We start from the raw sequence: 12636 nt of genomic DNA, 5'->3' as shown, positions 1-12636 counted from the left end.
AACGGAAACACATGACTGCCGACGTGCAGGACAGCGGAAAGACCGCGATCATCACCGGAGCGAGCCGCGGCATCGGCTACGGCATAGCCGATGCGCTCGTCGCCCGCGGCGACCGGGTGTGCATCACCGGGCGCACCGAGGAGACCCTCAAGGAGGCCGTGGAGAAGCTCGGCTCCGACCGGGTCATCGCCGTGGCCGGCAAGGCGCACGACCCTGCTCACCAGGCGGAGGCCGTCGAGCGCACCATGGAGGCCTTCGGCCGGGTCGACTACCTCGTCAACAACGCGGGCACCAACCCCGTCTTCGGGCCGATCGCCGACCTCGACCTGAACGTGGCGCGCAAGGTGTTCGAGACCAACGTCGTCTCGGCGCTCGCGTTCGCCCAGCTCACCTGGAAGGCCTGGCAGCGGGAGAACGGCGGCGCGATCGTCAACATCGCCTCCGTCGCCGGCGTCTCCGCCTCGCCCTTCATCGGCGCCTACGGCATCAGCAAGGCCGCCATGGTGAACCTGACCCTCCAGCTCGCGCACGAGTACGCGCCGGCCGTGCGGGTCAACGCGATAGCCCCCGCCGTCGTCAAGACGAAGTTCGCGGAGGCGCTCTACGAGGGCCGGGAGGAGGAGGCCGCGGCGGCCTACCCGCTCAAGCGGCTCGGCACCCCGGAGGACATCGGCGGCGCGGCCGAGTTCCTGCTCTCCGACCGGGCCGGCTGGATCACCGGCCAGACGCTCCTCGTCGAGGGCGGCATCTTCCTCAACGCCGGCGTCGGCTGACCCCGGGGCCCGCGGCCGCCCGGCCGCTTGACCTCGTGTGCGCTCCAACCGGCACTGTCCTCGGTGCGGGCCCGTCCGGGTCCGCACCGAGGGGCTTTCGGCCCCCTCGGGTGAGCACGGTTCCCGGAGGGACACGCACATGCGGTACCAGAAGCTCGCCGGCGGCGCCGGACCCGAGGTCAGCGTCCTGTGCCTGGGCGTCATGACCTTCGGCACCACGGTCGGCGAGGAGACGTCCTTCGCGATCCTCGACCGGTTCGCGGAAGCGGGCGGCACCTTCCTCGACACCTCGAACAACTATCCCTGCTGGGTCGACGGCGCCACCGGTGACGAGGCCGAACTCCTGCTCGGCCGCTGGCTGAAGAGCCGCGGCGCACGCGACCGCATGGTCGTCGCCACCAAGGTCGGCGCCCGGCCCGACCTCTCCCGCGGTCCGCTCTGGTGCGACAAGGCCCCGGACGGCTTCGGCAACATGGAGGGGCTCTCGGCCGGCGCGATCCGCGCGGGCCTCGAGGGCAGCCTCCGCCGCCTCGGCACCGACCGGGTCGATCTCCACTACGCCCACATCGAGGACCGCTCCGTACCGCTGGAGGAGACCGTCGGCGCGTTCGCCGGCCTCGTCGCCGACGGCAAGGCCGGGCTGCTCGGCGTGAGCAACCATCCGGCCGGCCGCATCGCGGAGGCCCGGCGGACCGCGGCCCGGCTCGGCCTGCCGGGCTACCGGTGCGTGCAGCAGCGCCACACCTATCTGCGGCCCCGGCCGGACGCGGACTTCGGCGTCCAGCGGCACACCGACGCCGGCCTGTTCGACTACGCCGCCGCGCAGCCGGACCTGACGCTCCTCGGCTACTCCACGCTGATGCACGGCGCCTACACCCGCGAGGACAAGGAACGGCCGCCGCCGTACGAGCACGAGGGCAGCGCGCGGCGGCTGCGGGTGCTGCGCGAGGTGGCCGCGGAGAGCGGGGCCACGCCGAACCAGGTGGTGCAGGCCTGGATGCTCGGCGGCCGCGTGCCCGTGCTGCCGGTCCTGGGGGTCAGCACGGTCGCCCAGCTCGACGAGCTGCTGGCCGCCGCCGAGCTCGACCTGGACGCGGAGGCGCGGGGCCGGCTGGACGCGGCCTGACGGCTACGGGGCGGAGGGGGACAGGGCTGAGGGCTACGGGGCGGACAGGGGCCGTCCCGTTTCCTCTCGTCGGCCGCCGTTCTCCCGTACCCCGGTGGGGCGTTGTCAGTGCGCGCCGGTACGTTCTGGGGACCGTTCCGATCGACCCCGGAGGTTGTTGACGTGACCGACATGCTGCCCGAGTCCTGGCGAGGCGTCCTCGGCGAAGAGCTGGAGAAGCCGTACTTCGCGGAGCTCATGGCCTTCATCGAGGAGGAGCGGGCGGCTGGGCCGGTGTACCCGCCGCGCGAGGAGGTCTTCGCGGCGCTGCACGCGACACCCTACGACCGGGTGAAGGTGCTCGTCCTCGGGCAGGACCCGTACCACGGCGAGGGCCAGGGCCACGGGCTGTGCTTCTCCGTCCGCCCCGGGGTCCGGGTCCCGCCGTCGCTGCGGAACATCTACAAGGAGCTGAAGGAGGACCTCGGCCACCCGGTCCCGGACAACGGCTTCCTGATGCCCTGGGCCGAGCAGGGGGTCCTGCTGCTCAACGCCGTGCTGACCGTCCGGGCCGGCGAGGCCAACTCGCACAAGGGCAAGGGCTGGGAGCGCTTCACGGATGCCGTGATCAGCGCCGTCGCCGCCCGTCCCGACCCGGCGGTCTTCGTGCTGTGGGGGAACTACGCCAAGAAGAAGCTCCCGCTGATAGACACCGAGCGGCACACGGTGGTGCAGGGGGCGCACCCGTCGCCGCTGTCGGCGAAGAAGTTTTTCGGGAGCCGGCCCTTCAGCCAGATCGACAAGGCCGTCGCCGACCACGGCCACACCCCGGTCGACTGGCGCATCCCGGCCCTGGGCTGAGCTCGTCCGGCCGTCCGCTGCGCCGGGTGGGCCGGTGGCCGCGCGGGGTGCGGACGGTGTGGTTAGCGTCGGAGGACGGGACGGACCGCGCGTCGGAGGACGGCGGTGCACAGATACGCGGAAGGGACCGGAGGTGCCGGTGGAGGAAGAGCGGCGGGAGTCCGCCTCCCGGGAGAACGGCGGTGACGACCCGCTGATGACGAGGATCGGGCAGGTGGTCATGCTGCTGCACGCCGGTGACCGGGAGGAGGCCCGGAACCGGTTCGCCCGCTTGTGGGAGGAGGCCGGGGAGGGCGGCGACGGCCTGCACCGCTGCACCATCGCCCACTACATGGCCGACACCCAGGACGACCCGGAGTGCGAGCTGGAGTGGGACCTGCGGGCCCTGGCCGCCGCGGACTCCCTCTCGGAGGAACGGGTGCGGCGGCACGACGCGGCCGTGGGGCTCCGCGGCTTCTACCCCTCGCTGCACCTCAACCTCGCGGCCGACTACGCCAAGCTGGGCCGGACCGGGCGGGCGCGGGCGGAGCTGGCCCGGGCCCGCGCCGCCTCGGCCGTGCTGGACACCGGTGACGCCACCACCGGTCCGTACGCCGCCGGGGTCCTCGCCGCGATCGACCGGATGGAGCTGCGGCTGGCGGACGGTGCCGGCCAGTCGCCGTAGGGGTCCCGGTGGCCCGGGGGGGTGCTCCGGCCGCCGCCAGACGGCGGCCGGAGCACCCCCCCGGGCCGCGGCCGTCCCCACCGGCGCGCGAGGCGGGAAGGCACGCGGGGGCGACGGTCCGTCACTCCTGCGGAGCGGCGCGGTGGCGCGGCCCGGAGACGAGGCGTGACCCCCGGACGAGCATGCCGGCCAGCAGCTCCCGGATGTCCTCGCGGAGTTCGTCCCGGCCCGGAGTGGCCGTGTGGAAGGAGCCGGCCGTACAGGAGAAGAGGATTCCGTCGCACCAGGCGATCAGGGAAAGGGTGTGCCGCCGCGGGGCGCGGGAGCCGAGAGCGGTCAGCATCTCCTCCACCATCTCCCGGAACACCCGGCCCTGCGCGTCGTAGACGGCCCGCAGCTCCGGCCGGCGGGTGGCCTCCAGGGCCAGTTCACAGCGGGCGACCAGCAGCCTGCGGTGCCCGGAGAGATAGCGGTGGAGGGCCGACGCCAGGGTGTCGGCCAGCCCGTCGAGCCCGCCGGAGAGCGGAAGCCCGCCCTCGCCGGGGGCGAGGACGGCGCGCTCCCGCTCCGCCAGCCGCCGGACGGCGAGCTCCAGCAGCGCGGCCCGGGTCCGGGCGAGATTGGACGTGGAGCCCTGCGGCAGGCCGGCCGCCTCGTCCACCGCCCGGTGCGTCAGCCCGCGCAGGCCGCGCTCCGCGAGCAGGCCGATCGCCGTGTCGGCGACCAGGGTGGGGCGGGATGCGCGGGGCGTTCCGGTGACCATGCCGTTCAATCTACCGCTGTCACTACAGCTGTAGTACGCTCACGCCAAGGGAACTACAGCTGTAGTGGCATCTGTGGAGGGACCATGACCCAGCCCCGAGCCGTCGTCATCGGCGGCGGCATCGGCGGACTCACCGCCGCCGCCGCGCTGCACCGCCACGGATGGTCCGTGACCGTCCTCGAACGCAGCGCCGCCCTGGAGCCCGTCGGCGCCGGGATCGCGCTCGCGCCCAACGCCCAGCGCGCGCTGGACGTCATCGACGCGGGTGACGCCGTCCGCGCGATGTCCGCGTGGCAGGCGGGCGGCGGACTGCGGCTGCCCGGCGGCCGCTGGCTCTCCCGCACCACGAGCGACGCCGCGGCCGAGCGCTTCGGCGGCCCGGTGGTGATCGCCCACCGCGCCGCCCTCGTCGACCTGCTCCTCTCCCGGCTGCCCACGGGATCCGTCCGGACGGGGGCCGCCGGGGAGATCACCGACCCCGGCGCTCCGGACCGCCCCGCCCGCGTCACCGTGACCGCCGCGGAAACCGGTCCGGGCGGGCGTGCCGGCGCCGGCGTCCGGTCCGGCACCGGCCGGAGCACGGGCCCGGACGCGGCCTCCGCCGCCCCGGACGCGGTGGTGCCCCCAGCCGGCGGCGGCGCGTACCCCGCCACGCTGGACGCCGAACTCGTCGTCGCCGCCGACGGCATCCACTCGGCGGCCCGGAGCACCCTGTTCCCCGCGACGCCCGCGCCCCGGTACGCCGGGTTCACCGCGTGGCGCTTCGTCGTCCCCGGGCCGGAGCAGCCGTTCGAGCCGCACGAGACCTGGGGCCGCGGGCTCGTCTGGGGGACGGTCCCGCTGCACGACGGCCGGGTCTACGTCTTCGCCACCGCCGCCGTCCCGGCCGGCGGCAGGGCGGCCGACGACGAGCGGGCCGAGCTGCTCCGGCGCTTCGGCGGCTGGCACCACCCCGTCCCGGCCCTCCTCGACGCCGTCCGGCCGGAGGCTGTCCTGCGCAACGACGTGTACGCCGCCGCGGCAGCGCTGCCCGCGTACCACCGGGGCCGGGTGGCCCTCGTCGGCGACGCCGCCCACCCCATGACCCCCAACCTCGGCCAGGGCGGCTGCCAGGCCGTCGAGGACGCCGTGGTCCTCGCGCTCCTCACCGCCCGCGCGACGCCGGACGGCCCTGCCGGTGGCCCCGGCGGCAGCCCTGCCGGGACCGCCGCCCCCGGCGGCGCGGCCCCGGACGGAACGGTCCACGCCCTGGCCGCCTACACGGAGGCCCGGCTGGACCGCACCATGGAGGTCGTCCGGCGCTCCGGCCGCATCGGCCGGCTCACCACCTGGTCCTCCGCGCCCGTCTGCGCCCTGCGGACCGCCCTCTTCACGGCCGTCGGCAAGCTCGGCTCCCAGGTGGCCCTGCGCAGTCTCGACGGCATCGCCGACTGGAGCCCGCCGAGCCCCCCGTATGCTGACCGCCCACGGAATCCTCCGGCCGTCCGGGGCCGGCGGGACGTGCAGGACCGGGAGTAGAGCCTTGGTGAACCCCGCCCCGCTCAGAGTCGGCTGTATCGGGCTCGGGGACATCGCGCGGAAGGCGTATCTGCCGGTGCTCGCCGCCCGGCCGGGCCTCGAACTCCACCTGCACACCCGCACCCCGGCGACTCTGGCGCAGGTCGCCGACAGCCACCGCGTCCCCGAACGGCAGCGCCACGCGACCCTCGGCTCGCTCCTCGGCGCCGGCCTGGACGCGGCCTTCGTCCACGCGCCGACCAGCACCCACGCCGGCATCGTCACCCGGCTCATCGAGGCCGGGGTGCCCGTCTATGTCGACAAACCGATCGCGTACCACTACGCCGACTCCGAGCGGATCGTCCGGCTGGCCGCCGAGCGGCGGGTCAGCCTCTTCGTGGGCTTCAACCGCCGCTTCGCACCCGCCTACGCGCAGTGCCGGGACCACCCGCGCGACCTGATCCTGATGCAGAAGAACCGGATCGGGCTGCCCGAGGACCCGCGGACGTTCGTCCTGGACGACTTCATCCACGTCGTGGACACCCTGCGCTTCCTGCTGCCGGGCACCGCCGAGCACGTCGACGTGCGCACCCGGGTGCGGGACGGGCTGCTCCACCACGTGGTGCTCCAGCTCTCCGGCGACGGCTTCACGGCCATCGGCGTGATGAACCGGATGAGCGGCTCCGCCGAGGAGATTCTGGAGGTCTCCGGGCAGGACACCAAGCGCCAGGTGGCCAACCTCGCCGAGATCACCGACCACAAGGGCCAGCCGAGTGTGCGCCGCCGCGGCGACTGGGTGCCGGTCGCCCGGCAGCGCGGCATCGAGCAGGCGGCGTTGTTCTTCCTGGACGCCGTGCGCGCGGGCCGGCTGCTCACCGCTGAGGACGCCCTGGCGACGCATGAGCTGTGCGAGCGGGTGGTGATGGCGGCGTCGGGGACGTCCGGCGGCGGGACGGCCGCCGGATGACCTCCCGGAGGCAGAACAGGGCGAGCGCCAGGACGGCTCCGTAGACCGCCCAGTCACCGAAGCGCACATACGGGCTGGTGCCCCGGGCGAGCGGCACCTCGTAGACGGCGGCCGTGCTGCTGTCCGTGCCGAGCCGGACCCCGATCCGCTCACCGCGCGGCCCGTGCACCGCGCTGACCCCGGTCAGCGTCGCGTGCACGAACGGCCGCCAGGTCTCCGCCGCGCGCAGCGCCGCCAGCGAGGCGTGCTGCTGCGGGGCCCAGCTGTCCTGGAACGAGGACGTCGCCGACTGGGCGATGACCATCTCGGCGCCCTCGTGGACGAGATGGCGGCTCATGTCCGGGAACGCCGATTCGAAGCACACCAGCGGCCCGATCCGCAGCCGCTCACCGGACGCCCGGGCCGGGGCGGGGGTCTCCGTCACCACCGGGGCGGTGCCCCGGCGGCGGTCCTCGGTCGCGGCCTTCCCCACGGAGGTGGCCCAGCCCAGCAGGGAGCGGGCCGGGACGTACTCGCCGAAGGGCACCAGCCGCATCTTGTCGTAACGCTCCCCGGTCACCCCGTCCGGACCGACGAGCACCGAACTCTTGTAGATCCCCGGCCGGTCGGAGCGGCGGGCGTCCACATTGACCAGGATTCCGGCGCCCACCTCCCGGGACAGGGCCGCCAGCCGCCGTTCCAGGTCCGGGCGGTCCCGCAGGTCCCGGCCGACGCTGCTCTCGCCCCACACCACCAGGTCCACCCGGCGCCCGGCCAGCCGGCGGGTCAGCTCGGCCTCCCGGTCGAAGCGCCGGTCCACGCTGCCCACACCGTTCACGATCCCCGGCTGCACCAGACCGATACGGGCCTGCCCGGAGCGCTCCGGAAGCGGTGCCGCAAGCCAGGCGGTACCGGCCACCGCCGCGCACGCCAGCACGCCCGCCAGCCCGGCCCGGCGGGCGCCCGGCACCGCGACGAGCACGGTGAGCGCGGTGTTCACCGCCACCAGCCCCAGGCTCACCAGCCACACCCCGCCGAGCGAGGCGAGCCGCAGAGCCGGCGGCACCTGCCACTGACCGGCGCCGAGCAGCCCCCACGGACCGCCCAGGTACTCCCAGGAGCGCACCAGTTCCACCAGCAGCCACCCGGACGGCACCAGCACCAGCGCCGCCGCCACCGAACCGGCACGCGGCCGCCCGGACAGCAGCCGCCGCACCAGCAGCCCCCAGGGTGCCCAGAGCAGCCCCAGCAGCCCGGCCAGCAGCAGGATGAAGACATGCAGGCTCGGCATCAGCCAGTGGTGCACCGCCAGTAGGAAGCCCGTACCGCCCAGCCAGCCGTCGAGCGCCGCGCGGCGGCCCGTGGGAGCGGAGCGGATCAGCAGCAGCCAGGGCACGAGCGCGGTGTACGCCAGCCACCACAGCCCCGGCGCCGGAAAGGCCAGGGCCGGCAGCGCCCCCGCCGCCAGTGCGGCGGCCCCGCGCCACCACGGGGAGTCCAGCGGACTTCCCCCGCTGCCGCCCGTCACCCGCATGCGTCCTCCCTCGTACCGGCCCGCTGCCGGTGTGCGGACAGTGTCCGGCACGGCGGCGGCGGGGGACAGCCCACCGTCTCCGTCCGGGTTCCCCGCACAGCGGTCGGATGCGCGTTCGCCCGGTCCGGGCGCTCCGCACCGGGCGCGACGGTGTACCCGGGCGTTCACACCCGGGAGGAGTCGCAGATTTCCGGCCCCGGGCCGCGCAGCGGTACGGAAGTCTCTTCGCATCCGTTCGCGAGCCTGCGAGGCACGAACCGGCTGGCCGGGGATACGGCTCAGACGGCGCCGACCGGGCGGATGCCGCCGGGCCCGTCCCGGCGTGGGGCCCGGTCAACGGTCCCGCACCGCAACCCTGCGGTGGACGGCGACTCCGGGCGCGGAAGCCGGCCGTGCAGGAGAGCACGAACCGGTGTGACCGACTGAGCCAACGAGCCCCGTCCGTTCACGGCCGGGTCGTCGACACCAGGGCGCAGGGGAGCGGTGGCCGGTCCGTCTCCTCCGCCGGCTCCCGGACTTCCGCCCGCTCCGGGAAGCCGGCCGGCTCCGGGGACTCCGCCCGCCGCGGGGACTCCGGCGGCCCGGACCGCGCCGCCCGCGGGGGCTCCGGAAGGCCTCGGTGCCCCGGCCGCACCTTCCCGGGCCGGGGGGCGGGTACCGGGGCCGGTGCGGCGTCCTCCCGCGTCCCGTGCGGGCCCCGCCCGGCCGGAGCCCGGCGGCCCGCCTCCCCGTGGTGCGCCGTGAGCACGACCAGGCCGTACACCGTGAGCGCGGCGGCGGCGAGCGCGGGCAGCGCCCCGGCCGCCCCGTAGCGGAAGCCCTCGCCCAGCAGGGCGATGCCGGCCGCCGAGGCCACCACCGGATTGACGACGGTCACCGTGGCCAGCGGGGCCGCCAGCCCGCCGTCCCGGTACGACGCCTGAGAGGCCAGCAGCCCGACGACCGCGAGCGCGGCCGTCACGGCGATGCCCGGCGCCTGCGCCACCAGGGCCGCCGGACTCCAGTCCGCGGCCACCGTCTTGGTGAACACCGAGGCGATCCCGAACGCCACCCCGGCCGCCGCCGCCAGCAACGCGCTCCGCACGGCGGGCCGTTCGGCACCCCGCGCCGCCACCACCAGTGCCAGGAAGACCGCCAGGGCCACCACGGCCAGGGTCAGCTGATCCGGGCCGCTCAGCGTCCGCGCCGGACGCGCAGCGGTCAGCGCCAGCAGTCCGGCCAGTCCGGCCGACACCAGCAGCGCCCCGCGCCACCCGGTCCGGCCGGCCCGCCGCCCCACCCAGAGCGCGGCCAGCGGCAGCACGAAGACGAGCGTCAGCACGCCCAGCGGCTGGACGACGGAGAGCGGCCCGAACCCCAGGGCCAGGACGTGCAGCACCGAGCCGGAACCGTTGAGCGCCACCGAGCCCCACCAGCGGGTGCTCCGCCACAGCGGCTCCGGCTCCGGCCGCCCGGCGGCCGACGCCGCGACCCGCTCCTGGAGGATGGCCGCGGCCGCGTAGCAGACGGCCGACACACCGGCCAGGACGACGGACAGCACCAGATCGCTCATGCCGGCCGCCTCAGAAGCGGTCCGCCGTGCGCCTGTTCCCGTCTGCCGTTGTCGTCCATGGGCCAAGACTTCCGCGTCCCGGGCGCGTTGTCGTCGTCCTGCCGTGGTGACCGCGCATACCACCGGGGGAGTACGGCCGGGGCGCCGCTCAGTCCCGAGGGGGAGACGCGCCTCCGGAGGGGAGCGGGGGACAGCCCGCGGGGACCCTCAGGGACCGGTCCCCGTCGCCGTCCCCGTCCCCGTTCCGGTCCCGGCTTCCGTGCCGCCCTGTCCGGCCCCGCCGGAGCGTTCGAAGACCAGGGCGTCGCCGTCGCCGACATCGACCCGCACCCCGCTGTGCGGGCTCAGTTCGCCGCGGAGCAGCATCCGGGAGAGGCTGTTGTCCACCTCCCGCTGGATCGTCCGGCGCAGCGGGCGCGCCCCGTACTCGGGCTGGTAGCCGCGGTGTGCCAGCCAGTCGACGGCGGCCGGGGTGAACTCGACGCCGATGTCCTGCGCGTGCAGGCGCCGCCGGGTCTCGTTGAGCAGCATGTCGGTGATCTGCCGCAGCTGGTCGTCGGCGAGCCGGCGGAAGATGACCACCTCGTCGATGCGGTTGAGGAACTCCGGCCGGAAGTGCTCGCGCAGCGGGCGCAGGACGCGTTCCCGGCGCGCCTCCTCGTCGGTCTCCGCGCCGGCGGCGCCGAAGCCCAGGGAGGTGCCCTTGGTGATCGCTTCCGAACCGAGGTTGCTGGTCATCACGACGACGGTGTTGGTGAAGTCCACCGTGCGGCCCTGGGCGTCGGTGAGCCGTCCGTCGTCCAGCACCTGCAGCAGCACGTTGAAGACGTCGGGGTGCGCCTTCTCCACCTCGTCGAGGAGCAGCAGCGAGTACGGGTGCCGGCGCACCGCCTCGGTGAACTGCCCGGCCTCCTCGTGGCCCACATAGCCGGGGGGCGCGCCGACCAGCCGGCTGACGGTGTGCTTCTCCTGGTACTCGCTCATGTCGAGCCGGACCATCCGGTCCTCGCTGCCGAACAGCGCCTCCGCCAGCGCGCGGGCCAGCTCGGTCTTGCCGACACCGGTGGGTCCGAGGAAGAGGAAGCTGCCGATGGGACGGTCCGGGCTGGCCAGCCCGGTACGGGAGCGCAGCACCGCGTCGGCGACGGCGGTGACGGCCTCGTCCTGGCCGACGACCCGGTGGTGCAGATGCTCCTCCAGGCCCAGCAGCCGGTCCTTCTCCTCCTGGGTGAGGCTGCTGACGGGAATGCCGGTCTGCCGGGAGACGACGTCGGCGATGTCCTCGACGGTGACCTCCGCGATCCGGCTGCCGGAGGGCTGCTTCTTCTTCTCCCGGCTCCGGCCGTCGGCGATCCGCCGTTCCACCTCCGCCATCCGGTCCCGCAGCTGGGTGGCGCGCTCGTACTCCTCGGCCGCGACCGCCTGCGCCTTGTCCAGGGCGAGCTGCTCGGCCTCCCGCTCCAGGGCGCGGACGTCGGTGCCCCGGGTGGAGGAGCGCAGCCGGACCCGGGCGCCCGCCTGGTCCATCAGGTCGATCGCCTTGTCGGGCAGGAAGCGGTCGGTGAGATAGCGGTCGGAGAGATCGACGGCGGCGACCAGGGCCTCGTCCGAGTAGCGCACCTGGTGATGCGCTTCATAGCGGTCGCTCAGGCCCCGCAGGATCTCCACCGCGTCCGCGGTGTCCGGCTCGGGCACCATGATCGGCTGGAAGCGGCGGGCGAGCGCCGCGTCCTTCTCGATGTGCCGCCGGTACTCCTCCAGCGTGGTCGCCCCGATGACATGGAGCTCGCCGCGCGACAGCGGCGGTTTGAGCATGTTGCTCGCGTCCATGGGGCCGCTCTCCGAGCCGCCGCCCGCGCCGACGACGGTGTGCAGCTCGTCGATGAAGACGATCAACTCGTCGGAGTGGGCCCGGATCTCCTCGATGATCCCGGTCAGCCGCTCCTCGAAGTCGCCCCGGTAGCGGGTGCCGGCCACCACACCGGCCAGGTCGAGCTGGATCACGCACCGGCCGAGCAGGACGTCGGGGACGTCCGCGTCGGCGATGCGCTGCGCCAGCCCCTCGACCACCGCGGTCTTGCCGACTCCGGCCTCGCCGACCAGCACCGGGTTGTTCTTGCCGCGGCGGGCGAGCACCTCGATGGTCTGCTCGATCTGCTCCTCCCGGCCGATCACCGGGTCGATCCGCCCCTCGCGGGCCATCTCGGTGAGGTCGCGGCCGTACTTGTCGAGGTTCGGGGTGTTCCGCTCCTGGGGCCCCGGAGGACCCGGGGCGTGCTCGGGGCCTCCGGGCGCGGCCGTCGCGCCGTGCTGCGCCCCGTGGTTGGGGTCGAAGTGCGCCGCGTCCAGGATCTGCCCCGCCGCGGAGTCGCGGTTGATGGCGAGAGCCATCAGCACATGCTCCGGACCGATGTACGAGGCCCCGGTGGACCGGGCGACATCGTGGGCGTCGAGCAGGGCCCGCTTGACGGCGGGGCTGACCGACACGGTGTTCCGCGGCGGGCCCTCGTCGGTGATCCGGTCGATCTCCTCGACGATCTCGTCCGGGTCGGCGCCGGCCCGCGACACCATGGCCCGGGTCGGTTCGGTGGTGAGGGCGGCCCGCAGCAGATGCTCCGTGTCCAGATCGGGGCTGCCGTGCTGGGCCGCGTACGTGGCCGCGCTGGACACGAGCCGCCTGGCCGGCTCGCTCATGAGGCGGCCGAAGTCCAGATACCGGGGACCGGGCGGCCGCCCGGCCGCGGCGGCGCCGAGGAAGCGCGCGAGGAAGTCTCCGATCGGGTCCCGGCCGTAGTCCTCCGGACCCGTGTATCCGCTGGTCATAGGCCATCCGTCCCACCGGCCCGCCAGGCGCGGGGCCGGTCTGTCGTCGATCAGTGCGGCTCCTGCGCGGGTTTCCCGCTCAGCCGCGCCGACACCTCCGCCGGGCCGCCGATCCCGG

10 protein-coding genes are annotated in these 12636 nt (G+C 74.8%); 6 read left to right on the top strand and 4 right to left on the bottom strand.

The annotated features are described in order from the left end of the window. Positions 1 to 11: 11 nt before the first annotated feature. The 4 genes from LIX60_RS01105 (at position 12) to LIX60_RS01090 (ending at position 3403) form a co-directional block, all read left to right on the top strand. Positions 12 to 773, top strand: coding sequence for an SDR family oxidoreductase (locus LIX60_RS01105; protein ID WP_227956768.1), 762 nt, complete (start codon positions 12 to 14; stop codon positions 771 to 773). Positions 774 to 912: 139 nt separating this feature from the next. After that, positions 913 to 1899, top strand: coding sequence for an aldo/keto reductase (locus LIX60_RS01100; protein ID WP_227956767.1), 987 nt, complete (start codon positions 913 to 915; stop codon positions 1897 to 1899). Positions 1900 to 2070: 171 nt separating this feature from the next. Next, on the top strand, positions 2071 to 2739 hold the full coding sequence (gene ung / locus LIX60_RS01095) for a uracil-DNA glycosylase (RefSeq protein ID WP_227962566.1): 669 nt from the start codon (positions 2071 to 2073) through the stop codon (positions 2737 to 2739). Between the two features lie 196 nt (positions 2740 to 2935). Further along, complete coding sequence (locus tag LIX60_RS01090; protein ID WP_227962565.1) at positions 2936 to 3403, top strand: hypothetical protein; 468 nt, start codon at positions 2936 to 2938, stop codon at positions 3401 to 3403. Between the two features lie 121 nt (positions 3404 to 3524). Here LIX60_RS01090 and LIX60_RS01085 read toward each other — a convergent pair whose 3' ends face one another. Beyond that, complete coding sequence (locus LIX60_RS01085; RefSeq protein WP_227956766.1) at positions 3525 to 4166, bottom strand: TetR/AcrR family transcriptional regulator; 642 nt, start codon at positions 4164 to 4166, stop codon at positions 3525 to 3527. Between the two features lie 84 nt (positions 4167 to 4250). Between LIX60_RS01085 and LIX60_RS01080 the strand changes: the two genes are divergently transcribed. Together LIX60_RS01080 and LIX60_RS01075 are read left to right on the top strand one after the other, a co-directional pair. Then, complete coding sequence (locus LIX60_RS01080; RefSeq protein WP_227956765.1) at positions 4251 to 5684, top strand: FAD-dependent monooxygenase; 1434 nt, start codon at positions 4251 to 4253, stop codon at positions 5682 to 5684. 4 nt (positions 5685 to 5688) lie between these two features. Further along, positions 5689 to 6630: a Gfo/Idh/MocA family protein gene (locus LIX60_RS01075; protein ID WP_227956764.1), complete on the top strand. Its 942-nt coding sequence runs from the start codon at positions 5689 to 5691 to the stop codon at positions 6628 to 6630. Here the strand turns inward: LIX60_RS01075 and lnt are convergent. The 3 genes from lnt to LIX60_RS01060 all read right to left on the bottom strand — a co-directional run bounded on the left by lnt (position 6536) and on the right by LIX60_RS01060 (position 12518). Then, positions 6536 to 8143: an apolipoprotein N-acyltransferase gene (gene lnt / locus LIX60_RS01070; RefSeq protein WP_227956763.1), complete on the bottom strand. Its 1608-nt coding sequence runs from the start codon at positions 8141 to 8143 to the stop codon at positions 6536 to 6538. The genes LIX60_RS01075 and lnt overlap by 95 nt on opposite strands. A 445-nt stretch (positions 8144 to 8588) precedes the next feature. Continuing rightward, on the bottom strand, positions 8589 to 9695 hold the full coding sequence (locus LIX60_RS01065) for a DMT family transporter (protein ID WP_227956762.1): 1107 nt from the start codon (positions 9693 to 9695) through the stop codon (positions 8589 to 8591). A gap of 207 nt (positions 9696 to 9902) precedes the next feature. Next, positions 9903 to 12518 (bottom strand): ATP-dependent Clp protease ATP-binding subunit, encoded by a 2616-nt coding sequence (locus tag LIX60_RS01060; RefSeq protein ID WP_308100991.1) that lies wholly within the window; start codon positions 12516 to 12518, stop codon positions 9903 to 9905. Positions 12519 to 12636 lie beyond the last annotated feature (118 nt).

This window comes from Streptomyces sp. S07_1.15, from assembly GCF_020739505.1.
In the GTDB taxonomy this organism is placed as follows: domain Bacteria; phylum Actinomycetota; class Actinomycetes; order Streptomycetales; family Streptomycetaceae; genus Streptomyces; species Streptomyces xinghaiensis.
Note: the sequence above shows the minus strand (reverse complement) of the source record. Positions and strands in the feature narration are given on the sequence as shown.

What these genes read in the sequence shown, in the direction of transcription:
- ung (WP_227962566.1), top strand. Translation starts at nt 2,071, where the DNA reads ATGCTGCCCGAGTCCTGGCGAGGCGTCCTCGGCGAAGAGCTGGAGAAG.
- LIX60_RS01080 (WP_227956765.1), top strand. Translation starts at nt 4,251, where the DNA reads ATGACCCAGCCCCGAGCCGTCGTCATCGGCGGCGGCATCGGCGGACTC.
- LIX60_RS01060 (WP_308100991.1), bottom strand. Translation starts at nt 12,518, where the DNA reads ATGACCAGCGGATACACGGGTCCGGAGGACTACGGCCGGGACCCGATC.
- LIX60_RS01090 (WP_227962565.1), top strand. Translation starts at nt 2,936, where the DNA reads ATGACGAGGATCGGGCAGGTGGTCATGCTGCTGCACGCCGGTGACCGG.
- LIX60_RS01100 (WP_227956767.1), top strand. Translation starts at nt 913, where the DNA reads ATGCGGTACCAGAAGCTCGCCGGCGGCGCCGGACCCGAGGTCAGCGTC.
- LIX60_RS01105 (WP_227956768.1), top strand. Translation starts at nt 12, where the DNA reads ATGACTGCCGACGTGCAGGACAGCGGAAAGACCGCGATCATCACCGGA.
- LIX60_RS01065 (WP_227956762.1), bottom strand. Translation starts at nt 9,695, where the DNA reads ATGAGCGATCTGGTGCTGTCCGTCGTCCTGGCCGGTGTGTCGGCCGTC.
- lnt (WP_227956763.1), bottom strand. Translation starts at nt 8,143, where the DNA reads ATGCGGGTGACGGGCGGCAGCGGGGGAAGTCCGCTGGACTCCCCGTGG.
- LIX60_RS01085 (WP_227956766.1), bottom strand. Translation starts at nt 4,166, where the DNA reads ATGGTCACCGGAACGCCCCGCGCATCCCGCCCCACCCTGGTCGCCGAC.